The 23,090-nt window shown below is 71.0% G+C and carries 24 protein-coding genes and 2 tRNA genes; 7 read left to right on the top strand and 19 right to left on the bottom strand.

Translation table 11 applies throughout. The annotated features are described in order from the left end of the window. Positions 1–202 precede the first annotated feature (202 nt). A complete protein-coding gene (locus tag ABEA24_RS50490; RefSeq protein WP_345443245.1) occupies positions 203–439 on the bottom strand; it encodes a DUF397 domain-containing protein in 237 nt (78 codons plus the stop codon). A 205-nt stretch (positions 440–644) separates the two neighbouring features. Between ABEA24_RS50490 and ABEA24_RS50485 the strand changes: the two genes are divergently transcribed. Next, positions 645–1,148 (top strand): ATP-binding protein, encoded by a 504-nt coding sequence (locus ABEA24_RS50485; protein ID WP_345443242.1) that lies wholly within the window; start codon positions 645–647, stop codon positions 1,146–1,148. Between the two features lie 123 nt (positions 1,149–1,271). Here the strand turns inward: ABEA24_RS50485 and ABEA24_RS50480 are convergent, their stop codons facing one another. Then, a complete protein-coding gene (locus ABEA24_RS50480) occupies positions 1,272–2,303 on the bottom strand; it encodes a DUF2332 domain-containing protein (protein ID WP_345443239.1) in 1,032 nt (343 codons plus the stop codon). 103 nt (positions 2,304–2,406) lie between these two features. Here ABEA24_RS50480 and ABEA24_RS50475 point away from each other — a divergent pair, with 103 nt between their 5' ends. Beyond that, positions 2,407–5,625 (top strand): AfsR/SARP family transcriptional regulator, encoded by a 3,219-nt coding sequence (locus ABEA24_RS50475; protein ID WP_345443237.1) that lies wholly within the window; start codon positions 2,407–2,409, stop codon positions 5,623–5,625. An 83-nt stretch (positions 5,626–5,708) separates the two neighbouring features. After that, complete coding sequence (locus ABEA24_RS50470) at positions 5,709–6,164, top strand: DUF4345 family protein (protein WP_345443234.1); 456 nt, start codon at positions 5,709–5,711, stop codon at positions 6,162–6,164. Between the two features lie 232 nt (positions 6,165–6,396). Here the strand turns inward: ABEA24_RS50470 and ABEA24_RS50465 are convergent. The 4 genes from ABEA24_RS50465 to ABEA24_RS50450 form a co-directional block, all read right to left on the bottom strand. Further along, positions 6,397–6,469: transfer RNA gene (locus ABEA24_RS50465), tRNA-Glu, on the bottom strand. A gap of 237 nt (positions 6,470–6,706) precedes the next feature. After that, positions 6,707–7,099, bottom strand: a complete 393-nt coding sequence (locus ABEA24_RS50460; RefSeq protein WP_345443232.1) for a hypothetical protein — start codon at positions 7,097–7,099, stop codon at positions 6,707–6,709. Then, on the bottom strand, positions 7,099–9,093 hold the full coding sequence (locus ABEA24_RS50455; RefSeq protein ID WP_345443230.1) for a DUF4132 domain-containing protein: 1,995 nt from the start codon (positions 9,091–9,093) through the stop codon (positions 7,099–7,101). The genes ABEA24_RS50460 and ABEA24_RS50455 overlap by 1 nt, the downstream gene beginning before the upstream one ends. A gap of 129 nt (positions 9,094–9,222) precedes the next feature. After that, on the bottom strand, positions 9,223–9,516 hold the full coding sequence (locus ABEA24_RS50450; RefSeq protein ID WP_345443227.1) for a hypothetical protein: 294 nt from the start codon (positions 9,514–9,516) through the stop codon (positions 9,223–9,225). A 443-nt stretch (positions 9,517–9,959) separates the two neighbouring features. Here ABEA24_RS50450 and ABEA24_RS50445 point away from each other — a divergent pair, with 443 nt between their 5' ends. Further along, on the top strand, positions 9,960–10,403 hold the full coding sequence (locus ABEA24_RS50445) for a peptidoglycan-binding domain-containing protein (RefSeq protein ID WP_345443224.1): 444 nt from the start codon (positions 9,960–9,962) through the stop codon (positions 10,401–10,403). A 155-nt stretch (positions 10,404–10,558) separates the two neighbouring features. Here the strand turns inward: ABEA24_RS50445 and ABEA24_RS50440 are convergent, their stop codons facing one another. Further along, a complete protein-coding gene (locus tag ABEA24_RS50440) occupies positions 10,559–10,999 on the bottom strand; it encodes a DUF6924 domain-containing protein (protein ID WP_345443221.1) in 441 nt (146 codons plus the stop codon). A gap of 182 nt (positions 11,000–11,181) precedes the next feature. Between ABEA24_RS50440 and ABEA24_RS50435 the strand changes: the two genes are divergently transcribed. Further along, positions 11,182–11,751: a hypothetical protein gene (locus tag ABEA24_RS50435; RefSeq protein WP_345443218.1), complete on the top strand. Its 570-nt coding sequence runs from the start codon at positions 11,182–11,184 to the stop codon at positions 11,749–11,751. Positions 11,752–11,788: 37 nt separating this feature from the next. Here ABEA24_RS50435 and ABEA24_RS50430 read toward each other — a convergent pair whose 3' ends face one another. The 6 genes from ABEA24_RS50430 to ABEA24_RS50405 form a co-directional block, all read right to left on the bottom strand. Beyond that, a complete protein-coding gene (locus tag ABEA24_RS50430; RefSeq protein WP_345443215.1) occupies positions 11,789–12,685 on the bottom strand; it encodes a DUF6924 domain-containing protein in 897 nt (298 codons plus the stop codon). Between the two features lie 211 nt (positions 12,686–12,896). Beyond that, positions 12,897–13,091: a hypothetical protein gene (locus ABEA24_RS50425; RefSeq protein WP_345443212.1), complete on the bottom strand. Its 195-nt coding sequence runs from the start codon at positions 13,089–13,091 to the stop codon at positions 12,897–12,899. 50 nt (positions 13,092–13,141) lie between these two features. Further along, positions 13,142–13,405, bottom strand: coding sequence for a DUF7161 family protein (locus ABEA24_RS50420; protein ID WP_345443210.1), 264 nt, complete (start codon positions 13,403–13,405; stop codon positions 13,142–13,144). Positions 13,406–13,470: 65 nt separating this feature from the next. Then, positions 13,471–13,698, bottom strand: coding sequence for a hypothetical protein (locus ABEA24_RS50415; RefSeq protein WP_345443209.1), 228 nt, complete (start codon positions 13,696–13,698; stop codon positions 13,471–13,473). Positions 13,699–13,927: 229 nt separating this feature from the next. Next, complete coding sequence (locus tag ABEA24_RS50410) at positions 13,928–14,578, bottom strand: hypothetical protein (protein WP_345443207.1); 651 nt, start codon at positions 14,576–14,578, stop codon at positions 13,928–13,930. 186 nt (positions 14,579–14,764) lie between these two features. Then, a tRNA-Gln gene (locus ABEA24_RS50405) sits at positions 14,765–14,836 on the bottom strand. A 160-nt stretch (positions 14,837–14,996) separates the two neighbouring features. Between ABEA24_RS50405 and ABEA24_RS50400 the strand changes: the two genes are divergently transcribed. Beyond that, the gene (locus tag ABEA24_RS50400) at positions 14,997–16,139 is read left to right on the top strand and encodes an MFS transporter (protein ID WP_345443204.1); all 1,143 of its coding nucleotides are present in this window, start codon (positions 14,997–14,999) and stop codon (positions 16,137–16,139) included. Between the two features lie 182 nt (positions 16,140–16,321). On the opposite strand, the gene gltX is transcribed toward ABEA24_RS50400, so the two are convergent. From gltX to ABEA24_RS50375, 5 genes are all read right to left on the bottom strand, one after another. Then, the gene (gltX, locus tag ABEA24_RS50395; protein WP_345443255.1) at positions 16,322–17,716 is read right to left on the bottom strand and encodes a glutamate--tRNA ligase; all 1,395 of its coding nucleotides are present in this window, start codon (positions 17,714–17,716) and stop codon (positions 16,322–16,324) included. A gap of 31 nt (positions 17,717–17,747) precedes the next feature. Then, positions 17,748–18,512 (bottom strand): fumarylacetoacetate hydrolase family protein, encoded by a 765-nt coding sequence (locus ABEA24_RS50390; protein WP_345443201.1) that lies wholly within the window; start codon positions 18,510–18,512, stop codon positions 17,748–17,750. Between the two features lie 289 nt (positions 18,513–18,801). Further along, on the bottom strand, positions 18,802–19,953 hold the full coding sequence (locus tag ABEA24_RS50385; RefSeq protein ID WP_345443198.1) for a cellulose binding domain-containing protein: 1,152 nt from the start codon (positions 19,951–19,953) through the stop codon (positions 18,802–18,804). A 116-nt stretch (positions 19,954–20,069) separates the two neighbouring features. Then, positions 20,070–20,270, bottom strand: coding sequence for a hypothetical protein (locus ABEA24_RS50380; protein WP_345443195.1), 201 nt, complete (start codon positions 20,268–20,270; stop codon positions 20,070–20,072). Positions 20,271–20,278: 8 nt separating this feature from the next. Next, entirely contained in the window at positions 20,279–20,437 is a 159-nt protein-coding gene (locus ABEA24_RS50375) for a hypothetical protein (RefSeq protein ID WP_345443192.1), read from the bottom strand. Positions 20,438–21,013: 576 nt separating this feature from the next. Here ABEA24_RS50375 and ABEA24_RS50370 point away from each other — a divergent pair. Next, positions 21,014–21,364, top strand: coding sequence for an antibiotic biosynthesis monooxygenase family protein (locus ABEA24_RS50370; protein ID WP_345443190.1), 351 nt, complete (start codon positions 21,014–21,016; stop codon positions 21,362–21,364). A gap of 16 nt (positions 21,365–21,380) precedes the next feature. Here the strand turns inward: ABEA24_RS50370 and cimA are convergent, their stop codons facing one another. Further along, on the bottom strand, positions 21,381–22,952 hold the full coding sequence (cimA, locus tag ABEA24_RS50365) for a citramalate synthase (protein WP_345443187.1): 1,572 nt from the start codon (positions 22,950–22,952) through the stop codon (positions 21,381–21,383). Positions 22,953–23,090 lie beyond the last annotated feature (138 nt).

Here is a 23,090-nt window from a genome sequence, read left to right as displayed (position 1 = left end):
CGCAACCGCCGCAACTGCGCCCCCAGCACAATACGCAGCACCGTCGGACCACCACGATGATGACCGAACAGGCTGCTCACGGCAGTCTCGCCGTCAGGCTGAGAACCGATCACTGCACTCCCCTCAGGACACCGGAATCCGCCCAGTGTCCCACCGGGGGCGCCGATTGCAAAGCGGTCACGTCAAACGTGCATGCGGACGGTCAAAGGAGCATGTGGTCGAAGTCTCCGTCCTTGGCCCCCTGGATGAAGGCATCGATCTCGGCACGCGTGTAGAGCAGCGCCGGGCCGTCCGGGAAGCGTGAGTTCCGTACGGCGATGGCGCCATCGGGCAGCTGCGCCAGCTCGACACAGTTGCCGCTCGGGTTGCTGGCCCGGCTCTTGAGCCAGCTGACCTCCTTCAAGCAGGTCGCCGACATTCCGTTGTAGGCCTGATACATCCTCGCCCCTCCAAGCCTCTGTCGAGAATGCCCGGTCGCACCAGGTGGCGCCGGCCGGGCGCCGCTCCCCCCACACGCTGCACGCTCAGATGCACGTGCATTTGAGTGTGCAGCCGTGCTTGCATATGCACGACTTGAGGAGCAAGATAGCGGAAGCGGCGCACCGGGCGCCCCGCGACGAACACGACTTCCCCAGGGTTCGCCAATGACCATGTCCCCCCTGCGTGAGACCACCGGCATCCCCCTCGCCCACCGGGGTTGGGATGACTGGCTGACACGTCTCGACAACGCCCCGCACCAGGTTCCCGACCGCCCGTGGGTGGCCGCCCGGAACCTGCCCGCCGAGGCGGAGTCGCCGAAGATCGCGCGGGACGTCACGAAGACCACGCTGACGGAGTGGAGCCTGGGCCAGTTCTACGACGACGCGTCCATCGTCGTCTCCGAACTCGTGACGAACGCGGTCCGCCATGGGCTGCGCTGCGGTGCCGGCGTCGAAGAGGCCCTCCGGCTCGTGCTGATCCGCTACCGCTGTCACCTGGTCTGCATGGTGACCGACCCGGCGGACCGCGCCCCGGCCATGCGGGAGCCCGACTACGTCACCGAGACCGGGCGGGGCCTGCATATCATCGACGCCATCAGCCGGGCCTGGGGCTGGACCCCTCTGCTGGGCGGCGGCAAGGCCGTCTGGGCCGCGTTCTCCATCACCTGACCACCGCAGCCCCAACGCGTTACCGGTCACATCACCGCTCGTACGCAGGACTCCGCCGTGCGTCCACGTCGCGGTTCCTCCACGCCACCGCTCGCCGGCGCGTCTCCGTCGTACGGACGTGTATCACCGCGGCGTGGAGCCGGGATCGGTGATCCACTCCACGTGCCCGTCGGTGATCGCCAGCATCCGTTCGGCGGCGTCCCCCTGCCGCAGGCGTGCCGCGAAGGCGACCGGCCCCAGCTCCCGCGAGGCTTCGAGGGACAGGTGGAACAGCGCGTGCGTCCGGCCCACGGCCGCGATGGCCTCGTCGAAGCGGTCGCGGCGATCCTCCGGGACGTGGATGCGCGTGGCGGCGTGGAAGACGACGACCGGCGTGCCCGGGGGCACGTCCGCGACCAGGCGCGGGAGCACCTCCACGGCGTCACCCGCGATCGTCCGCGGCGGGTCGGCGGCGGCCGCTTCCAGGGCCGCGGCCTGCAGGTCCGCCTGTTCCCGGTTCTCCGGCCAGATCAGGGAGCGCAGCCACAGCCGCTCGTCCGGGTCGGTGACGTCGATGGGATGCAGATCCACGCCGACGCGATCGGCGACGGCCGGGAGGGGCCCGAGGTCCGGCGCCGGCCCGGTGCCCTCCCATCGGGTGCGGATCTCGACCGGTGAGGCCGGCGGCCCCCAGGTCCGGCCGCCGAGGTCGTAGCGATAGTCGTCGAACCGCAGCAGCAGGCCCGCGCTGCACCCGATCTCGATCAGCGTCACGGGCTCGTCGGTCGCGCGGGCGACCGCGGCGAGGCCGAGCCGCAGGACCGTCGCCCGCTTGACGACGTTCGTCTGGACCATGCGGCGCCGCATCAGGGCGACGAGCTCCGGCCGCCGGGCGAGGCAGAAGTCGGTGAACGCCGGGCCCGGATCGCCGTCCGGCGGCTGCGCGGACCCGGTCGAGGGATACCAGGCCGCCAGGTCGTGCGACGGGTCCCGGAGCAGCAGACAGTGCACCGCCGCGAACAGCAGGTTCGTGGGGAGCCGACCGGCAGGGGCCTGCGCGGCGATCGCCAGGAGCCGCTCGTCCGCCGCGACGACCGTACCGAGCCGACCGTAGAGCGGAGACGTGGGGAAGTCGCGGGGCGCGTCCGCGAAAAGACGGGTCAGGTCAGAGGCCATACCCGGATGCTGACGACGCTCATCGATGTTGGTCAACGTTGATTATCGTCAATGGCCTTCATGGACGCCCTGCGCCACCGCGGTGATCCGCGACAATCGGGGCATGCGATTCGGCATCTTGGGTCCTCTGGAGGTCCGCGCCTCCGAGGGCGCCGCGGTCGCGGTCGGCGGCCCGCGCGTACGCGCGCTGCTCGCCCTGCTGCTGCTCGACGCGGGCAGAGTGGTGACCGCCGAGCGCCTCATCGACGCCCTGTACGGCGAGGATCCCCCGGCCGGGGCCGCGAACGCCCTGCAGTCCCAGGTGTCGCGGCTGCGGCGTGGCCTCCGGGCCGCCGACGGATCCGGCGACCTGGTGGAGTTCCACCCGGCGGGGTACCGGCTGGCGATCGACCCGGACGACGTGGACGCCCTCCGTTTCGAACGGCTCGCCCGGGACGGCCGACGCGCCCTCGTGGCCGGTGACCACGCCGGCGCCGCCGCCCTGCTGCGCGAAGGCCTCGATCTCTGGCGCGGCCCCGCGCTGGCCGACGTGACCGCCGCGTCGTACGCCGAGGCGCAGGCCGCCCGGCTCGAAGAGCTGCGGTTGGACGCCTTCGAAGACCACGCTGAGGCGCGGCTCGCGCTGGGGGACCACCGCGACCTGGTGACCGAACTCCAGCACCTCGTGGCGGCCCATCCCCTCCGGGAGCGCCTGCGCGGCCAGCTCATGCGCGCCCTGTACGGGGGCGGCCGGCAGGCCGAGGCGCTCGCGGTGTTCGAGGACGCGCGGCGTACGCTCGCCGACGAGCTGGGCGCCGATCCCTCGCCGGAGCTGGTCCAGATCCACCTCGCCATCCTCCGGGCCGATCCCGCCCTGACCGCCGCCCCTCCGCGGGAGCGCGAATCGGCCCCTTCGCCGGTGGCCCGGAGCGCGCTGGCCGCCCAGCTCACCAGCTTCGTCGGGCGCCAGGAGGAACTCGCCCGCGTCGGCGGGCTGCTCACGGCCGAACGCCTCGTCACGCTCATCGGGCCGGGCGGCACCGGCAAGACCCGCCTGGCGATCGAGGCGGGCGGCCGCCTGCCGGGCGAGGTCCGCTTCGTCGACCTCGCCGTGATCGAGAGCCGCCCCAAGGACGGGGTCGGCACGGTGGCCCAGACGGTCATCGACGCGCTCGGGATCCGGGAGGCCGGCCGGATGCCCGCCGTGCCGGGCTCGCACCCCGACCCGGCCGGACGGCTCGTCGAGGCCCTCGCCGACCGGGACCTTCTGCTGATCCTGGACAACTGCGAGCACGTGATCGACGAGGCGGCCGGGCTCGTACACCGGCTGCTCGGCGCCTGTCCCGGCCTGCGGGTGCTGGCGACCAGCCGGGAGGCCCTCGGCATCACCGGTGAGGCGCTGTGCCCCCTCACCCCGCTCGCCGTCCCGCCGCCCGGCGCGGATCCGGCCGACGCGCTCGGCTATCCGGCGGTGCGGCTGTTCGCCGACCGGGCGGCCGCCGTACGCCCGGGCCTGGAGCTCGACGCCCCGGCCGTCGCCACCATGGTGCGCGTCTGCGACGCGCTCGACGGACTGCCGCTGGCGATCGAGCTGGCGGCGGCGCGGCTGCGCACGCTCACCGTCGAGGAGGTCGCCGCGCGCCTCGGGACGCCGGACGGACCCGGCCCGTACGACCGGTTCCGGCTGCTGTCGCGGGGTGATCGGACGAAGGCCCCTCGCCACCGCACCCTGCGCGCCGTCGTGCAGTGGAGCTGGGATCTGCTCGGCGAGGACGAACGCCTGGTCGCCCGGCGGGTGACCGTGTTCGCGGGCGGTGCCACGCCGGGCGCGGCGGCACGGGTCTGCGGCCTCTCCGAGGAGGAGGCCGACGACCTGCTCACCGACCTCGCCGACAAGTCCCTCGTCGAGGGCGACGGCGGGCGGTACCGAATGCTCGACACCATCCGTGAGTTCTGCGCCGAGCGGCTGGCCGAAGCCGGCGAGACGGAGACGGCCCGTGCCGCGCACGCCGCATACTTCCTCGAGCTGGCCGAGACCGCCGAGCCCCACCTGCGCCGGGCCGAGCAGCTGGAATGGCTGGCCCGGCTGAACGCCGAACGCGGCAACCTCCTGGCGGCGCTCCGCGTGCTCGTCGACACGGACCACCCCCGGGCGTTGCGGATGCTCGCGGCGATGGCGGCCTACTGGTGGCTGCGCGGGCTGCGCAGCGAGGGCGCCGCGACCGCCACCGAACTGCTCGCCCTGATCGGCCCCGAGCCGCCGGCGGGAATGGACGAGGAGTACGCGCTGTGCGTCATGCTCGCCCTGCACGGCGGCGGCGACGACCCTGCTCTCGACGGCTACCGGCGCCGCATCGATTCGATCATGGCGGATCTGGGCTCGGGCCGGCCGACGCTACGGCCGATGTCCACCCTGCTCTGGGCGCTGAACGCCGGTCCCTCCGAGGCCAACGTCGACTTGCAGGAGGCGCGGATGGGCCGGGATCCGTGGTCCGTCGCCCTTCGCCATTTCGGTTACGCCTACCGCCGGCTGCTCGCCGGCGACCTCACCGGCGCCGACGCCGAGTTCTCCCGGGGAGAGACTGGATTTCGCGCGTTCGGTGACCGCTGGGGGCTGTCGGCGATGCTGCAGGAGCGAGGCCGGGTCGCCGTGTGGCGCGGTGACTGGAAGAGGGCGCAGGCGCTGATCGACGAGTCCCTCGAGTATCTCCGGCAGCTCGACTCCGCCGAGGACATGGCGGACTGCCTGCAGTTGATCGCCGAGATGCGGATCCGCCGCGGCGACGTCGACGGCGCCCACCAGGCCTACGAGCGCGCGCATGCGCTGGCCCGCCGGGCGGGCGGAGCGGAGAAGATCGCCGACACCCTCGTCGGGCTGGGAGAGGTCGCCCGGTTGCGCGGCGACCTGGCGGAGGCACGCCGCCACTATGAGGCCGCGCTGAGCCGATGCGCGACGGAGAAGTTCGCCGTCCTCTGGACCCGGGGATCGGCGCTGATCGGGCTCGGCCGGGTCGCCGAGGCGGAGGGCGACGCCGTCCAGGCCGAGGCCTGGTTCCGTCAGGCGATCGCCATCGGTCTCGGACAGGGGGACTTCCGGCTCCTGGCCCACGCCGCCGAGGCCCTGGCCGGAGCGACCGTGCTCCAGGGCGACGGCGAGCAGGCCGCCCTTCTTCTCGGGGCCGGGGCCGCGCTGCGCGGTCTCTCCCTGGCGGGAGATCCCGACGTCGCCCGGGTGGCCGACGGGGCACGGGACCTCATCGGCGCGGATGCCGCCGCGACCGCCCGGGAACGCGGCGCGACGATGTCACGAGACGAGGTGCTCGCCCTGCTCACCGCCGCGTAGCAGGCACGCCCGGCCGCATGGGCGCGATGAGGTGCTCGCTCCGCTCACTTCCGCGTGGGGCTGGCCCGGCCCGCGTGGACGTCGTGTCGATTACCCGGCAGGTCATCGACGCGCCGTCACCGGCCATGCTGGGGTACGGCCCGTACGAGCCGCACGGCGTGACGCGGGAGGACGGGATGGACGAGGTGATCATCGGCGTGGTCGCCGTTCTCTTCGGCGGGATGGGGGTCTACGGCCTGATCGCGCCGGCCGCGCTCCTGGCCCCGTTCGGCACCCTGGTGCGCTCGGCGGATGGCCGCAACGAGGTGCGCGCGGTGTACGGCGGGTACGGCGTCGCGGTCGCGCTGACGCTCGTGCTCGCCCTCCTGGACGACGGGCTGCGGGCCGGACTGGTCACCGCCGTGGCGCTGGCCCTCGCGGGCATGGCGGCCGGCCGGATCATCTCGTTCGCGGCCGAGCGACCGGCCGGCTTCTTTCCAACCGTCTTCTACCTGCTCGTAGAAGCGGCGCTGGCCGCCGCGCTGGCGACCGCCCGCTGATCGGGGGGCGGTACTCCGGCGGCCCTCGTACGACCGCGCGGCGGCCGGGCGGCCACGCGCAGACTGACCGCCGATCCTGATCGGCCGGTCCTGAGACCAGCCGCTGATCCTGATCCGCCGGTCCTGAGACCGGCCGCTGATCCTTGCGGGCCACTCCGGTGCCGGCCGGTGGAGGGCCTGAAGAACGACGAAGGCCTGACCACCGTGTGGTGATCAGGCCTTCGACCTGCTGTAGTCCCGACCGGATTTGAACCGGCGTTACCGCCTTGAGAGGGCGGCGTCCTAGGCCACTAGACGACGGGACCTCAGTGTCTCGCTCGCTCGGTCTCCCTCGCGGGCGACGCCCAGCTTAGCGGACGTTCTCCCCTTGTACGAACCGGGTATCGATCTACCCGAGCCCTACATGAGAAGCGGGTCGCTTCCGGTCTCACCGGAGGACCCTGCCGACTCGCCGGGGCCGAACCTCGTCCCCGCCTGCCGACTCCTCAACTGTACCGGGTGATCACAACGACGCCAAACCACGCTCGGCGGACGGAGCGGGATCAGCCACCGACCAGCGGGACGAGCCTGATGAAGACGACCTCCGTGCCCGCGCCGAGCTCGACGACCTCATCGAGCTCGTCGGCCTGGCGGTCGCCGACGAGCAGGATGAAGCCGTTCCGGCCGAAGGCCCGCTCGGCGAGGTCGGCCTGCCGTTCCGCGTCGATGCGCCTCGCCTCGCGCAGGAGGTAGCCGTTCAGCTCCGCCTCCGCGTCGTCGGGCCGTACGAGGCCGCGGAAGTGGCGCGACGGCCGCGCGTTGTGCCGGGCCACCTCCTCGCGCACCCGCGTCCGGATCAGGTCGCGCACCGTGACGAGGTCCGGCAGGTCGGGCAGGGACATCTCGTCGAGTCGCCGCCCCGTCGCGGTCTCGTCCCGGACCGTCACGCTCGCCATCACGCGCTCCGCTCGATCTGCCGGAGGATGTCCGGGTCGGTGATGTCCGCGTCGTCGGCCAGCAGGAACGCCTTGCTGAGGATCAACGACAGCCGCTCGTCCTCGAAGGGGAGGAACAGCCCGTCCCCCGCGGCACCGCGGGACGAGGGGACGATGCACAGGTAGGCGTCGTCCGGCTCCATGAGGATGTTGGCCGAGCCGAGATGGATCTTGTACGTGCGCCGGGAGCCCCGTACGCGCAGGAACCGCCCGCTCAGCTCGACGCGGTCGGCGATCCTGGTGCGGGGCAGGAGCCGGGCGAGCGCGTCGCGGCGCACCTCGGCGGAGGCGCTGAGATCCCCGAAGCCGGCCCGGTGCCAGTAGTCGCGGTACCGGTCCTCCCCCCGGTCGGTCCACTCCGGGTCGGCGGCGATCGACGTCACCCCGACGAACAGGTCAACGTCGCGCATGACCTCGCTGAACACGGTCGGCGGCACGTCCTCCAGCGCCGCCTCGCGCCAGCCGTCGTCCGTACGCCGCTCGAACCGGACCTGGTCGGTCGAGGCGAGCTCGTCCTGCCAGGCCGGATCGACGTACTCCACGAAGAGGCGCCCCCGCCAGCGCCGTCCGGGGAGCACACGCGTCGCCTCGCCTTCGTATCCGCCGTCCCAGGGGCCGAGCATCCCCGCCTGCCAGCTGCGCGCCTTGAAGAGCCCGTAGAGCCGCCGGTACCGCAGGATGTGCGCGGCGAACCGGTTGGAATAGACCCGGGTCTCCCGCTCGGCCGGAGTCAGCACGTAGATCTCCCGGAACGCCTGCTTGAACGGCTGACGCAGGTGGCGCTCGGTCAGCTGGTCACGCCACGCCCGGATCTCGCCGGGAGTGGCGCGGACGGGATGCCACAGCCGGATCGCGGCGTCCTCCCCCACCGCGGCCCACGGCTCGCCCGCGGCGTCGATGAAGCGCCGGCCGTCCTCGACCGGAAGACCGGCGCGCCACTCGCCGGGCGCGACCTCGACCTCCCAGATCAGGCGTTCGGTGAGGGGTCGCCCGAGCGGGTGCGCGGCCTGTTCAGCGCGCCACCGGCCGTAGGTCTGCCCGGGCTCGGCGAGCAGCGCGCCTTCCAGGGCCCGGGTGAGCGTCGTGAGGTGCGCGCGGGCGCGCTTGACGAGCTCCCGCAGCTCCTTGAGCCGCGCCGGGTGGTCGCGCCGGACCGCTGCGGGGACGCCGCGCAGGCCCTGCCCGTCGAGGCGATGCCAGGTCAGCGTCGCGTCCTCGCCGATCGTGATCCGCGCCTCGTGCTCCCCGACCACGCTGCGGTACACGCCGTCCGGCCCGAACCCGAGATCGGGCAGCCGGAAGGCGACCTCGGTGCGGTCGGCGAGCGCGGCGTCGATCCGCTTGAGGTTCCGGTCGAGCTGCTTCGGCACCCCGGCGTGGCGGACGATCCCGCGCACGGCTCGCAGCGCGGCCGCCGCCTCTGGCGTCGGGAACTCCTGCGCCGACCGGGCGACCTCGAACACCAGTGCCTGCGACGGGAGCGTACGGGCCGGTGTCGGGGCGACCGCGACGGCCGGCAGCAGCCGGTCGAGCAGCTCGGGCAGCCAGGTCTCGTCGCGGAGCAGGGCGACGCGGACCGCCCGGCCGAGCACCGCCACCTCGTCGGCCGCGAACGCCTTGTCCGCGGCGTACGGGATATCGCCGGCCTGGATCGCGGCAGCCCGTACGGCGGCGATCTCGAGCACGGTCCGCGCGAACCCGGCGTACGCCGAGTCCGCCAGCCGCTCCCAGTCGTCCCCGCTCGGCGGCGCGTTGTAGAGCCCGGCCCGGATCACTTCAAAGGACTTACGCGTCGTGCCGTCGAGCCTCGCGATCAGCGCGTCCTCGGCCGCGGCGACCTCCCCAGGCGGCGCCGGCTCCACGCCGGCCTCCGACGCGGAGCCGGCCTTTGACGCGGAGCCGGATTCCGGCGAGGGCTCCCCCAGATGGACGGAGATGAGGGTTCGCAACGACATACGGGTGATCTTGGCACGCCGCAATGACAGAATCCCCGCGCGCCGGGGAGCCGGCGGGCCGGTCGTCATCCCGCCGAACGCCCCACCGGAGCGGGGCGTTCGGCGCGGAGACCACGGATGTGCCGGACCTCAGGAGGCGCGCTTCCAGCGCCACCGGCCGTTCGAGTACCGGACGCACCGGTACCTCTTGTGAGGCTTCTTCACCGCGTACCCGTAGTAGCCGTGCGCGGCCTTCGGGCAGTACGAGCCGGGCGTCACGCACGTCCAGTGCTTGGGGTGGGAGACCTGGTGGGCGTGACATTGCGCGACGACGTCGGCGCTGACGCCGGATCCCTGGATGCCCGCTTCGGCGGTCCCGCCGACGGCGAGGCCGCCGGCCAGCACCGCGAATGAGACGGCGGTCACCGCGATTCTCCTGTGCATTCGTCTCCTCATGAGCGTAAAGGCGGGGCAACACGCTGTTTCTACGCTCAATCGGCCGTTAATGGATATGTCTGGCCGAACACGGACCACACGTGAACCGATCACCCGGTTCAGGGGTCCGTACGGCGGCCGCCCTGCTGGAAGAGACAGGGGCCGTACGGCAGGCGCCCAGCCGGAGGAGACAGGGAGCCCGTACGGCAGGCGCCCGGAGGAGAACAGAGATCCGTACGACGGGCGCCCAGCCGGAAGAGACAGGGACCGTCCAGCAGGCCTCCTGCCGGAGGAGAAAGGGGCCGTGCAGCGGGTGCCGTGCCGGAGGAGACAGGGCCTGGTGGCCGAACGGCGACGATACCTTGACCAGCCGGAACTCTTCTGGTCAGGAGCCCGTCTCCACCTATGTCCTCGCATTCCGCGAGGGAACCCACCATGGGGAGGTGGATCGCATGGCCGTTCAGGCATCCTGGCCGGTCCTTCGGCAGGGCAGCACTGGGCCGGACGTCACCGCACTGCAGTACCTGCTGCGGGGCGCGCGGGACCAGTGGCGCACGCTCGCGGCCGACGGGGTCTTCGGACCGGCCACGGACAGCGTCGTACGGGGGTTCCAGGACGTCGCGGGCCTGACCGTCGACGGAGTCGTCGGCCCTGCGACCTGGCAGAAGCTGACCGACGGGCAGACGATCGGCTCGACCGTCCGCGAGGGCGACCAGGCGGCCCAGACCGAGCTGGTCAAACACGGCGACCTGAAGTCCCCCACCCAGGTCGACGGCGTCTTCGGCGCCGGCACCGACACCGCGACCCGGCGGTTCCAGGAACGGGTGGGCCTGACGGTCGACGGGATCGTGGGCCCGGCCACCTGGAGGCAGCTGATCTCCCGCTCCGGGAACTGATCGGCTCGCGGAGCACGCCTTCGGGTGAGTGAACCGACGGCCGCATGACCACCGGTCATGCGGCCGTTCCCGTTGTCGCCGACCGGGCCGTACGCGCCGAGGTAATCCGACCCCCTTCTCAGCGGCCGGCCGCCGGGGACCTCACGGCCTGCGCGTCACTCGGGGAAGCCGCGGAAGACGCCGTCCTCGTCCGCGTTGTCGGCGAACTCGAAGAAGTCCATGTTGCCGATGTGCAGGTTCACCTCGATCGACGGCAGCTCGGCCGGGATGACGCGCATCGCGCGGCCGTACTCCTCATTCAGCTCGTTGAGATCGACGAGGACGAGGGGCATCTCCGGTGATCTGATCGTGGTCTCGTCGACCACGGCGAGGATCGAGGCGTCATAGCCCTCCGGGATCAGCCGGAGAAGCTCCTCGCCCGATATGTCGCGATAGCCCACGTCGTCGACGAACTCCACGCCGTACATGTAGTCCTCGAGGTAGCCGTCCTCGCCGGGCTCTCCGATCGCCGCCCGGACGGCCTCCCAGGCGCCCTGGTCGGAGAAGTCGGTACGAACCACCAGCATGCATTCGGTAACCGGCAGCGTCCTCGGCAACACGTCCTCCTCGGGGACCTTTCGATGATCGTGATGCATCGTCCCACCGCCGCATGATCGCCGAGGACTTTCGGGGTCAGAGCCCCGAAGACTCTCGGCGGTATCCCATCGCGCCTCATCTCAGGGTCGCGTGGGGGAAGTCCCCGATGGTGATCGTGATCGGCTGACGCCAAGCTCGGCCCATGACGATTCCAGAGCCTCCCCACCCGGTCCCCGACAGCGTCGTCCGTACGTTCCGGGAGGGGTTCGCCCCTCACACATCCGACCCCATCTCCCGTGTACGCGTCGACCAGGCCGCCCTGATGGCGCGGCTGCGAGCCCCGGACGGAGACGTCATCGAATGGTGGGAGGCCCCCAACGAGGCCGGCGGCACGTGCATCTACCTCCGCCGGCTCCCGCCCGGAGGCGGCAAAGAGGGCGGAAGCATGGAAAGCGACAGCCCCCAGATCCCTGTGCCGGGAGTGCCTCCGATGCATCTCGTGGTCGAGGAGACCTCGCACATGGGTCGCTGGTTCGTGGGCGTGCATATCTACCGGGCGGAAGCGGCCACCGTCCGGCTCGGTTTCCAAGACGGCCGACGGCATGAGCTGGCCGTACAGCCGAACGGATACGCCCTGGACCTCATCCCCTGGGCTTCGCACGGTCAGCCATGGCCGTCCGAAGCCCTCGTCCTGGACGCGCAGGGAGCGATCATCGAGCGTTTCCCCTGGGACCCGGCCGCGCACGGTCTGCTCTCCGATGAGGAGGCCTGACGTCCTAGGTGTTCGGCGATCCGCGCCCCGCGTCGGCCTACACGAAGTCGGCGAAGTCCATGTTGGAGATCTCCAGGTTGGCGGCCATCGATCCGGCTTCGGCGAGGGGGATCCGGGTCACCTGGCCAGGGGTGTCGTACAGGTCCACCACGAGCACTGGGTGGGCCGGGTCCGCCATGGTCGCGGCGTCCGCGAGCGCCACCATGGTGGTGTGCTCGCCGGGCGGCACCAGAGCGGGGACCTGCCCCGGCTGCAGATGTTCGAACTCACGATCGTCGACGACGACGGCGGACAGTTCGACGCGGTCGGAGAGCCCCTCACCCGCCGAGAACCCACCGTCCTCGTCCGGCTCTCCAAGGGCGTCCACGAGCGCACGCCAGGCCCGGTCGTCGGTGAAGTCGGTGCGGACCAGCAACGTCATCTCGGTGGCAGGCAGCCGCGGAAACGAGGCGCGGACGACCGTCGTCGGCGTGGGGATCGCCGGGGCCCAGCCATCGCCCTGGTACACACCGAACCGGTCCATACCGTGCACGAGTTCGTCGAAGCGAAGGGACCCGCCCAGCAGTGCCGCCAGGACGCGGCCGAGATCGTCCCCCGGAACCCGAACTCCGCGCCCGGGGATCTCCCGCAGATCCACCAGCAGCACGGCAGCGCCGCCGTACACGACGGGGATGTCGACGACGGCGGCGATCGGCGGTGCCGCACTGCCCTCGGGGACGAGCGCGGGGAGGTTCCCACCCTGGAGGTAGTCCCACCCGGGGTCCTCCGCGAGGCGGAGCCGCACCCCGCCGTCGTCGAGGACGACCGCGTCGCCGTCCTGGCGCCCGCGGAGGGCGCCGAGGACCTCGCCCCACCGGGCCTTGTCCTCCTCGTAGCAGGTGCAGATGAGCAGCACTTCGCCGGGTGCGGGCGCGGGAAGCTTCGGGTACGGCACGGGACCTCCGTCGTGATGGGAACCGGGACGTTTCGCGGTGCGGGACGTCTCTCCCGGAATCGCGCCGATCCTGCCGAACCCCTCCGACAGTGGGCCGATGGCAGCCTCTGGCCCGCAGCTCAGCGGCCGACTCTCACACGCGTCGGCAACGGGAGAACGCGCCGACGCCCCTGCCCTGTAACCGGCTCCTCCGGGTGTCGACGATCACGTGTCACAGGCCGCCGTGCCGTCGCTGCTCGGCTTCGATTTCGGCCGCGAGTGCGGATCGCTCGGCCTGATGCCGACCGAGAAGTTCGGCACTGTAGGCCGTCCACGCGGCCTCCTGGTCCGCGGTCATCTGGGCTCCGGTGACCTCGGATTCGACATCCGGATGGGCGTCGAGGAATGCCGCGAACAGCAACCCCATCTCCCGGCTGTGGCGACGGTTGAGCTCGATACGTCGCGGGTCCATCGTCCTCACGCCTCCGACGAATCCTCGCAGAGCGCCAACTGGTCGAACACGACCAGGGCTATGCGCGTGGGGTCGTCCGGCGGGTGAACCCGCAGCGTGTGATGTGGGTTTGGTTCATCATCAATGATGACGACCGTTTCGATCCCGGGCGTTAGATCGGCGGGCCAATCGATTTCATCGGTGGGTTCCTCAACGAGGACCCGGGCGAGCTTTCCTCGCAGGCCCGTCTGGCCGTAGCGCAACGGCGTGCGGCCCTGATTCTCGCTCATGCGCTGACCTCTCCCTCGTCCTTGGGGGCCTCGCATCGGCGATCACCCCGCCGCCATAGTGGTGCTCAGTGACGCCGGGCCAGCCGCACGCCCTCCTGACACGCCTCCATGAAAGCCTGCCGGCCCGCCGGAAACCTACCCCCCTCCTGAACGCCCTGCCGGTACGAGATCGCACAGAAATTGGAGGGGAGGTTCCCCTGCGTTGCGGCCATTCCGGCCGCCATCTGCACCATCGTCCGGCGGGTGTACTTCTTCCCCTGCGGATCGATCATGATCACGTTGGAGCCGGTCACCGTGGGATCCGGCTTCGATGGGCGTGCCTTGGGGGACGTAACGAATGGCGAGGGCGTCACGGCACTGGCACTGGCGCTCCCACTCGCCGTCGGCGACGCGGACGGAGTCGGTGAGCCTGCGGCGGTGTGATCCTCACGGCAGGCCGTCGCCCCCAGTACGACGATCCCCAGGGACGCGGCGGCCAGCAGAGCTGTGGGATTTTTGATGGGAATTCTCCTGTGCCGCGGCTCACGGCGCGCTCTCGCGACGCTCTTTGTACATGCCAGTGGCGCGCCACTTCGCGAGGATCAGCGGGAGTTCGACCATGTCACCGATCTCCTCCTGCTCGTAGCACGCGGCCTTGAGAGCCGTGATCCGTCTCTCGGGGGCAGGATCGGCGCCGATCCACGCGCATGCCTTCTCGTACTGCTCGCGGGTCAATCCGTGGGAGTAGAACCCAGGCAGACGGACGAGATCCTTCTCGAAGTCCTGGCGCTGCCGGCGTTCCTCGGCCAGGAGCCCCCATCGCCGCCGCTGGGCCAGTGAGCCGATGACGATCGTCTCCGCGTCGTGCTCAGGCGGCTCGAACCGAACATCGCCCGAACTCCGGCAAACGCTGTCAGGCAACCTCATCAGGCCAAGCTCGTCACATGCTCGCTCGTACTGCTCTCGGGTGTACTGCGATGGCGGGTACGTGCCGGCGCCGCGCAGGGCGGCGCCGGCACGATCCATGGCCGCTCGTACGTTGAGGTACGTCAGGCATGCCACACGGGCCGATTCCGGTGTTGTCCTGGGAACCCCGATGCGAACGTCTCGCTCCGCGCTCCTCGGCTCGAACCGCCCCTGCTCATTCGCGACGATCTCGACGTCATCGGGGAGCTCGCTGTAAGCCATGTCCACGGGGGCGTAGCGTACGGCCGACGCGAGCTGCCGACGAGACCGTACTGCTACGACAGCCGACGCAACGGCGGCATTAGAGCGCTATGAGCCCGATCACGGCCCGCTGTTCCCAATACGTGCCCAGGCGGCCCTGAATACGACAAAAGCGGGGGTCTCTGTGAGACTCCCGCCCAGGTCAGCGACTTGCTGGGGTACCAGGACTCGAACCTAGACTAACTGAACCAGAATCAGTCGTGCTGCCGATTACACCATACCCCACTGGCCTGCGGATCTTCCGATCTCCAGCGCCTCGGAAAGTTTAGCGGACGTTCGCGGGTGCTCGCGAACTAGATCCGCCGAGGCGGGGCGGCCGCTCCGCTCTGCAGGGGGAGATACCCGCTTCTGTTCCGGAACGTACAGCACGGTTACGCTCCCGGATGTGGATCGAACAGGCGGGTTGACGCGCGGTACCTCGACCTGGGTGCTGTACACGGTGCTGAGCTGTCTGGGGTTCCTGCTCAACGGCATGGGGGCGGTGCTGGCGCCGCTGCAGAAGGACCTGGGGGTCGACCGGGGACAGGTGGCCTTCTATCCCACGCTGTTCGCGGCGGGGCTGCTCGTGATCGGTCTCGTGGGCGCTCCGCTGGTGGGCCGCGTCGGGCGGGCGGTGACGCTGCGCGCCTCGATCGGCGGGATGATCGCGGGTGGTCTGCTGCTGGCCACGCCCGTGCGGATCCTGACGCTGGCCGGCGCGCTGCTCCTCGGGATCGGCGGGGCGCTGCTCATTCAGCTGATCCCGGCGCTGCTGGGCGCGCTGCACCCGCACGCTCCGGCGGCCGCGGTCGGTGAGGCGAACGGCCTGGCGAGTGCGGCGTCCGTGCTGGCGCCGCTGGCGGTGGCCGGTGCGCTGGCGGGCGGTCTCGGCTGGCGGGCCGGTTACCTGGCGGCTCCGCTGGTGCTGCTCGCGGTCGTCGCGCTCCTCGCTTGGCACGTTCCAATGCCAGACGCCTCCGAGCCTCACGATGACGCGCCGACCGGTTCGAGGGCCGCGCTGATCGGGCCGTGGATCGAGGTGCTGCTCGCGGTGAGCGTGGAGTTCTGCATGGTGTTCTGGGCCGCGTCGGCGGTCGGCGACTGGCATCACGCGTCGGCGGGGCTGGCTCCGGCGGTCGCCTCCCTGTTCCTGGTCGGCATGGCCGCCGGACGCTCCTTCGCGGTGCCGGTCACCCGCAGGTTGCGCGGGCACCGGCCGCTGATGCTGACCTGCGTGGCCGTCGCGGCCGGCGGCTTCGCGCTGTTCTGGGCGGCTCCCTCGCTGCCGCTGTCCGGCGCCGGGCTCGCCGTGGCGGGTCTGGGCGTCGCACTGCTCTACCCGACCACCGTGAGCCGTACGGTGGCCGCGTGGCCGCACGCTCCGGACAAGGCGGCGGCACGGGCCGCGATGGCCTCGGGCCTGGCGATCGGCGGCGCGCCGTTCCTGCTCGCCCGGCTCTCCGACACGGTCAGCCTGCGCACGGCGTATCTGATCGTCCCGGCGCTGCTGATCGCCCTCGCGGTGCGCTCCCTGGCGGCCCGCACGTAGCGTCGGCCGGCACCGGGCGGGAACAGGCTGGGTGCCCGGCGAGGTCGAGGCAGATCTGTACGTTCTTCACCGGCCGGCAGTCCGCGACATCCGCGCCCGCGGCCTGTCGCTCATGGCACTCCTCGGCCGGGCCGGGGCGTGAACGGTCATGCCGAGACCGTCCATGCCCCGTCGGCGCCGGGCTACTCCGCCGTCAGCCGGTCGAGCGCCGTACGGATGCGGGCGATCGTACGGTCACGGCCGATGATCTGCAGCGACTCGAAGAGCGGCAGGCCGACCGTACGGCCCGTGACGGCCACGCGGATCGGGGCCTGTGCCTTGCCGAGCTTCAGCCCGTGCCGGGCGCCGATCTCCTCGGCCCGCGCCTTGAGCTCCTCGGCCGTCCACTCCGCGTCCTGGAACGCCTCCAGCGCGCCCCGGAGGATGTCCGCGGCGGGCTCCTTCATCGCCTTGTTCCAGGAGGCCTCGTCGATCACCGGCTCGTCGAGGAACGCGAAGTCGACCATCGCCGTGATCTCCGACAGCACCGCGACGCGCGTCTGGGCCAGCGGCGCGAGCTTCGCGAACACCTCCGGGTCGTACTGCTCGGACGACCACGGGGCGTGCGGCTCCCCCAGCCAGGGCGCGCACCGCTCGGTGAAGTCCTCGACCGCCAGCGCCCGGATGTACTCGCCGTTGAACGCGCGCAGCTTCTTGACGTCGAAGAACGCCGGGGAGGTGTTGACGTCCTCCAGCCGGAACTCCTCCTCGACCACGCTCCAGGGGACGATCTCGCGGTCGCCGGAGGGTGCCCAGCCCAGCAGCATGAGGTAGTTGCGCATGGCCTCGGCGAGGAAGCCCTCGGCCTGGTAGTCCTCCAGCGCGACCTTGTCGCGGCGTTTGGACAGCTTCTGCCGCTTCTCGTTCACGATGACCGGAACGTGCGCCCACGTGGGCGGCTGCGCGCCGAGGGCCTCCCACAGCAGCTGCTGCTTCGGCGTGTTCGACAGGTGCTCGTCGCCGCGGACGACGTGGGTGATGCCCTGGATCATGTCGTCGACGACGTTGGCGAGCATGAACAGCACCGAGCCGTCCGCCCGCGCGATGACGAAGTCCTCGATCGTGGCGTTCTCGAACGCGGGCTTGCCGCGGATCAGGTCGACGACGATCGTCGTGCCCTCGTCCGGAGTGCGGAAGCGCAGCGCGCGCCCGGGGCCCGGCTCCAGGCCGCGGTCGCGGCAGAAGCCGTCGTAGCCGCGGTGGGAGTCACCGGTCCGCGCGATCACGTCGTCGCGCGTGCAGTCGCAGAAGTACGCGCGGCCGGCGGCGCGCAGCCGCTCGACGGCCTCGCGGTGCTGGTCGGCGTTGGCCGACTGGAAGTACGGCCCTTCGTACTCGTTCTCGTCGATGCCGAGCCAGGCGAGGGCGCGGATGATGCCCTCGGTCCACTCCGGGCGGTTGCGCGAGGCGTCGGTGTCCTCGATGCGCAGGACCAGCGATCCGCCCGCCTGCTTGGCGAAGACCCAGTTGAACAGCGCCGAACGCGCTCCCCCGACGTGGAACATGCCGGTGGGCGACGGCGCGAACCGGGCTCTGATGGTGCCGGAGGCGCGCTCCGGGGAAGAAGGGTCAGTCACGGGACACCACTGTATTGCTGAGCGTGCCGATGTTCTCGATCGTCACGGCCACCTCGTCGTCGACCTGCAGCGGGCCGACGCCCTCCGGCGTGCCGGTGAGGATGACGTCGCCGGGCAGCAGGGTCATGACCTGGCTGACGTACTCGACCAGCGTCGGGATGCCGTGCAGCAGTTGCTTCGTACGGGACGACTGGCGGATCTCGCCGTTCACCATGGTGGTGATGGCCAGGTCGGACGGGTCGAGCTCCGTCTCGATCCACGGGCCGAGCGGGCAGAAGGTGTCGAAGCCCTTGGCCCGCGTCCACTGTCCATCGCGCTGCTGAAGGTCGCGCGCGGTGACGTCGTTGGCGCAGGTGTAGCCGAGGATGACATCGGACACGCGGGACGCCGGAACGTCGCGGCACAGCCGGCCGATGACGATGGCCAACTCGCCCTCGAAGTCGACGCGCTCGGACAGGCTCGGGTAGGCGATGGTCTCGCGGTGGCCGATCACGGCCGTGGACGGCTTCATGAACATGACGGGCTCGGCCGGTGGTTCGCCGCCCATCTCGCGGGCGTGCTCGGCGTAGTTCTTGCCGATCGCGACGACCTTGCTCGGCAGGATCGGCGCCGTCAACCGCACGTCGGCCAGCTGGTGACGCTCCCCGGTGAGCTGGATCTCACCGAACGGGTGGGCGGCGATGGTGGCGATGGTCTCATCGTCCTCGACCACGCCGAAGGACAGGCCGCCGTCTTTGGTGAACCTCGCGATACGCACGTTACGAGGCTATCGCCTTTCTTTAGTCACTCTTCGTGATCCTATGGTACTGTTCTGTCATCAGCACGCCCCGTGCCCAGGCGACGCGGGGCACCCTCCTCGGTCCGATAGCCGTGCACGCTGGACCGACGGCGTCCGGAGGGACGTGCCACGCGGGCCGACGGCTTGTCCAACGGCACCAGGGCACGAAGACGACTGGCACGTACCCGGCCTCCAGCCGGGCACCGTTCCTGAGGATTCCTCAGGAACGTATAGCCAGTCAGAGACGCTATCGACCCTCGGCCGCGGCTCAGCGGGCGACGAACGCGCAGGGCGCTCCGTTGAGCCGGCAGTCGGTCGGCATCGACGGCGATCCGGAGCCACCGAACCGGACCTCGAGCGTCGCCCCGGGGGCGATCGGCCGTGCCGTCGCCGTACCGGTGAGGATCGCGTCCTCACCCTTCCGCTGGAGGACCGCGTCCCAGGTGTTGTGGATTTGGGCCCCCGGATACCGGAAGGACAGCGTCCAGGACCGCATCGGCTGGTCTCCGTGGTTGGCGATCGTGACGGTGCCCTCGAAGTAGCCCCTGTCACGCTCGACCGTGCGGTACGCGATCTGCGCTCCGGGAGGGGCGGCCTGGCCGGATGGCCGTGGCGCGCACGGCTTGCCCCCGCACGGGGCGGGATGCTTGGCACCACCGGCGAACACGCCGAACACCAGCAGGAACCCGACGCCCATGAGAACAGCGCCCGCGAGGATGACGCCCACGCGGAGCGCGCGGGTGAGCGGTCTCCTCCCCGCCGCGGGGGACGCCACCGGCCGGTACGGGCCGCCCGGCGGCATGGGGATGCCCTCCTCCACGGTCACCGGCGGGACGTACGGTCGCGGCGGCTCTGGCGGCGGGACGACCTGCACGTCCGTCGCCGGTACGGGCCGCGCGGTGCGCGCCTCCCCCGGCGCGCCGGCCGTCGCAGGCCCGGCCACGGACGGCGAGTCGGCCTCCAGGAAAGGCCCAGGAGGTGGATCGGCCGGCGTCGACTCCCCGGCCGCGGCCGTCCGGTCCACAGGCGCCTCCATCTCGTTCGGCACGTCGACCTCCGCCGACGGCGCGTCGGTCGGCGTCGGCACGCCGGTCGGCAACGACGCCCCGGTCACCGTCGGCCGACCCGCAGACGCCGATGCCCCCGCCTCGGCCGGAGTGTCGGCGGGAGAGTACGCGCCGGCCTCGGTCGGGGAGTCCGCTGTCGTGGCGGATCCGGCCGTGGCGGGCGTGTCAGCGTCCGCGGAAGGCATCGCCTCGCTGGAAGGCGGTGCCCCTGGGGAGGCTGTTGCCTCCGGGGAACGGGTCGCCGGAGGGGTGTCTTCCGGGCGCCACGGGGTGCCGACCGGGATCTCGTCGGTCACCCGCAGATGCGCGGGAACATCCCTGTCGTCCCGTTCGCCCGCCATGCCCGTCGCCATGACGCCCTTTCTTCCCTCGCCTATCCGTTCCGACGACCGGCGGGCCGGATTGGTTCGGAACGTACGAGTGCCCGCGCGGTCGGAATCCGCGCGGGCACTCGTCGATGTGGTGAGGGTCAGGGCTCGAGCGGCCGGTTGAGGGCACGGCAGGCGGCGAGCCGTTGCTGCCGGTCCAGCATCGCGGTGATCGACCGGACCGCCTCAGGGCGTCTGGTCCGGCTGGCGTCGGACAGCCAGTGGCTGGCCTCGGCGATCAGCCGGAGCTCGGCGTCGCGGTCGTACCGGAGCGAGCTCGACGTACGTCGCTTGGGGGGCATGCGACCTCTCAATCGCCGATGATCTTGTCGAAGAACACGAAGGCGCTGACGCAGGCGACTCCTCCGGCCGCCACCGACGAGGCGAGCCGGTGGTCACCGAGGAAGGTGAGCGTGCCGGCCAGCACGGCGATGACGACGGCGCACAGCGCGATCAGGCCCGTACGCACGGAGAGATGCGATCCGCGCGGAGCCGCGGATTCACCTGTCCTCATCCCGTCGTTCCTCTGGTCACTTCGCCCGAAGGCACGTAGAGTCATCGGTGTCTTGTCCTCCTTATGGTCGGGACATTGCGATTGCTGACGGCCTCCTGTTCGCGCAGGGGGCCGTCGCCTTTTCCACGGCGACGACCTTGGCCGTACGGGAGAAGTGTGGCGCTTAATGACCTTCGTCCGCCACCGATTCTCCAACCTCGCGAAAGTTTCCTGCGCCTCACAGGCCTCTTCACCTGGGCGCGAAACCCGGAACCACGTCCCCACCTGCGGCGATCTTAGTAAACAGAATTAGATTCCGAACGGTTTCATCGCCGAGAGCGAACAGCCCTTTGTGATCATGACACGGCATCATATTCGGTGAAATCCCGACATACCGCCGATCTGCACGTCCATTTTGTCTGTTCATTTGCACGTGCATTAGAACGTTCCCATTCATTCGCACCCGCACTCCGCAGGACATACGGGGCGACACGCGGCGCGCCAGAGCGCCCCCGGTGCGGCCCGGCGGGCGCGCCGCGAGAGGATTTGCTCATGAGCGTGGTGAAGATCAACGTGCTGACCGTGCCGGAGCCGATGAAGGACGAGCTGGAGCGCCGGTTCGCCGGGCGCGCCGGGCTGGTCGAGGAGGCCGACGGCTTCGAGGGGTTCGAGCTGCTGCGCCCGGTCGAGGGCACGGACCGCTACCTCGTCTACACGCGCTGGCGGAGCGAAGAGGACTTCCAGCGCTGGACGGAGAGCCGGGCGTTCGCGGAGGGACACGCCAAGGCCGCGGCCGACGCGGGCCACGGGCACGGACATGGACACGGGCACGGCGGTCCGGCGGCAAGCGGCGCCGAGCTCTGGTCGTTCGAGGTGGTCGAGCGGGCCACCCCGAAGGAGTGACCCGCCCGGTCGGGCGTCAGGACGGGTCGTAGCCCGCGCGCAGCAGGCAGTAGGTCACCGACTGAGCGAGCGCGTCCCACGAGGCGGCGATGACGTTGTCCTCGACGCCGACCGTGCCCCACTCGCCGGTGGCGTCGCTCGACTCGATGAGCACCCGGGTCCGCGCGTCGGTGCCATGGGTGCCCTCCAGGATCCGGACCTTGTAGTCGACGAGCTCCAGGCCCGACAGCTCGGGGTAGATCCGTTCCAGGGCCAGCCGCAGGGCACGGTCCAGGGCGTTGACCGGGCCGTTGCCCTCGCCGGTGGCGACGATCCGCTCCCCCTTGGCGTGCAGCTTGACCGTCGCCTCGCTGACCATCGTGCCGTCGGGCCGGCGCTCGACGATCGTGCGCCAGGACTCCACGTCGAAGTAGTGGGGGCCCTCGCCGTCGAGCTCCTCGCGCAGGAGCAGCTCGAACGACGCGTCCGCCGCCTCGAAGGTGTACCCGGCCGACTCCAGCTCCTTGACCCGGTCCACGACCTGACGGGCCTTGTCGCCGCTCAGCTCGTACCCGAGCTCCCGGCCCTTCAGCTCCACCGACGCCCGGCCGGCCATGCTGGAGATCAGCATGCGCATGTCGTTGCCGACCAGCGCCGGGTCGATGTGCTGGTAGAGCATCGGGTCGACCTTTACGGCCGAGGCGTGCAGGCCCGCCTTGTGGGCGAACGCCGACATGCCGACGTAGGGCTGCTGGGAGCTCGGCGCGACGTTCGTCACCTCCGAGACGGCGTGCGCGATGCGCGTCATCTCCCGCAGCTCGACGCCGAGCTCGTAGCCGCGCTTGAGCTGAAGGTTGCCGACGACCGTGAAGAGGTTCGCGTTGCCGCTGCGCTCGCCGTACCCGTTGGCGCAGCCCTGCACGTGCGTCACCCCGGCCTTGACGGCGGCGAGGGTGTTGGCCACCGCGCAGCCGCTGTCGTCGTGGCAGTGGATGCCCAGGCGCGCGCCTGAGGCCGCGACCTCGGCGACGACGTCGGCCAGCTCGTCGGGCAGCATCCCGCCGTTGGTGTCGCACAGCGCGATGACGTCGGCGCCCGCCTCGGCCGCGGTCCGTACGACCTCGAGGGCGTACTTCGGGTTCGAGCGGTAACCGTCGAAGAAGTGCTCGGCGTCGAGGAAGACCCTCTGGCCCTCCGCGCGCAGGTGGGAGACCGTGTCGCGGATCATCGCGAGGTTCTCCTCGAGTGTCGTGCGGAGGGCCAGCTCGACGTGCCGGTCGTGACTCTTGGCGACAAGAGTCACGACCGGCGCGCCGGATTCGCGCAACGCGGCCACAAGAGGGTCGTCCGCGGCCTTCGCACCGGCTCGGCGGGTCGCGCCGAACGCGGTGAGCTGCGCGTTCTTCAGGTCGAGCTCGGTCCGAGCCAGCCGGAAGAATTCGGTGTCCTTGGGATTGGCGCCGGGCCAGCCGCCTTCGATGAAGCCGACCCCCAGCTCGTCGAGGCGGCGCGCGATGATCAGCTTGTCCGCCACGGTGAGGTTGAGGCCCTCCTGCTGGGCCCCGTCGCGCAACGTCGTGTCGTAGACGTGGAAGCCGTCATCACGCATGGTGCTGTCCTCTTCGTGTCTGGAATGTGCGGCGCCGCCGGAAAACAAAATGACCCCTCACAGGACGTGAGAGGTCTGCGCGCCGGCGATGTGTGATCGTTTAGGTGCCGGCGCGCCAGCCGATAATCACCAGGCTGA

Source organism: Actinoallomurus vinaceus (genome assembly GCF_039542055.1).
Taxonomy (GTDB): Bacteria; Actinomycetota; Actinomycetes; order Streptosporangiales; family Streptosporangiaceae; genus Actinoallomurus; species Actinoallomurus vinaceus.
The sequence above is the reverse complement of the archived record's forward strand: the minus strand, read 5'-3'. Positions and strand labels throughout refer to the sequence as shown.

Bases quoted from the DNA above. Each gene is read 5' to 3' on its own strand.
- ABEA24_RS50420 (WP_345443210.1), bottom strand. From the start codon at position 13,405: ATGAGCGAGAATCAGGGCCGCACGCCGTTGCGCTACGGCCAGACGGGC.
- ABEA24_RS50385 (WP_345443198.1), bottom strand. From the start codon at position 19,953: ATGGCGACGGGCATGGCGGGCGAACGGGACGACAGGGATGTTCCCGCG.
- ABEA24_RS50450 (WP_345443227.1), bottom strand. From the start codon at position 9,516: ATGCACAGGAGAATCGCGGTGACCGCCGTCTCATTCGCGGTGCTGGCC.
- ABEA24_RS50490 (WP_345443245.1), bottom strand. From the start codon at position 439: ATGTATCAGGCCTACAACGGAATGTCGGCGACCTGCTTGAAGGAGGTC.
- ABEA24_RS50455 (WP_345443230.1), bottom strand. From the start codon at position 9,093: ATGTCGTTGCGAACCCTCATCTCCGTCCATCTGGGGGAGCCCTCGCCG.
- ABEA24_RS50370 (WP_345443190.1), top strand. From the start codon at position 21,014: ATGAGCGTGGTGAAGATCAACGTGCTGACCGTGCCGGAGCCGATGAAG.
- ABEA24_RS50485 (WP_345443242.1), top strand. From the start codon at position 645: ATGACCATGTCCCCCCTGCGTGAGACCACCGGCATCCCCCTCGCCCAC.
- ABEA24_RS50475 (WP_345443237.1), top strand. From the start codon at position 2,407: ATGCGATTCGGCATCTTGGGTCCTCTGGAGGTCCGCGCCTCCGAGGGC.
- ABEA24_RS50425 (WP_345443212.1), bottom strand. From the start codon at position 13,091: ATGGGGTTGCTGTTCGCGGCATTCCTCGACGCCCATCCGGATGTCGAA.
- cimA (WP_345443187.1), bottom strand. From the start codon at position 22,952: ATGCGTGATGACGGCTTCCACGTCTACGACACGACGTTGCGCGACGGG.
- ABEA24_RS50445 (WP_345443224.1), top strand. From the start codon at position 9,960: ATGGCCGTTCAGGCATCCTGGCCGGTCCTTCGGCAGGGCAGCACTGGG.
- ABEA24_RS50460 (WP_345443232.1), bottom strand. From the start codon at position 7,099: ATGGCGAGCGTGACGGTCCGGGACGAGACCGCGACGGGGCGGCGACTC.
- ABEA24_RS50480 (WP_345443239.1), bottom strand. From the start codon at position 2,303: ATGGCCTCTGACCTGACCCGTCTTTTCGCGGACGCGCCCCGCGACTTC.
- ABEA24_RS50380 (WP_345443195.1), bottom strand. From the start codon at position 20,270: ATGCCCCCCAAGCGACGTACGTCGAGCTCGCTCCGGTACGACCGCGAC.
- ABEA24_RS50435 (WP_345443218.1), top strand. From the start codon at position 11,182: ATGACGATTCCAGAGCCTCCCCACCCGGTCCCCGACAGCGTCGTCCGT.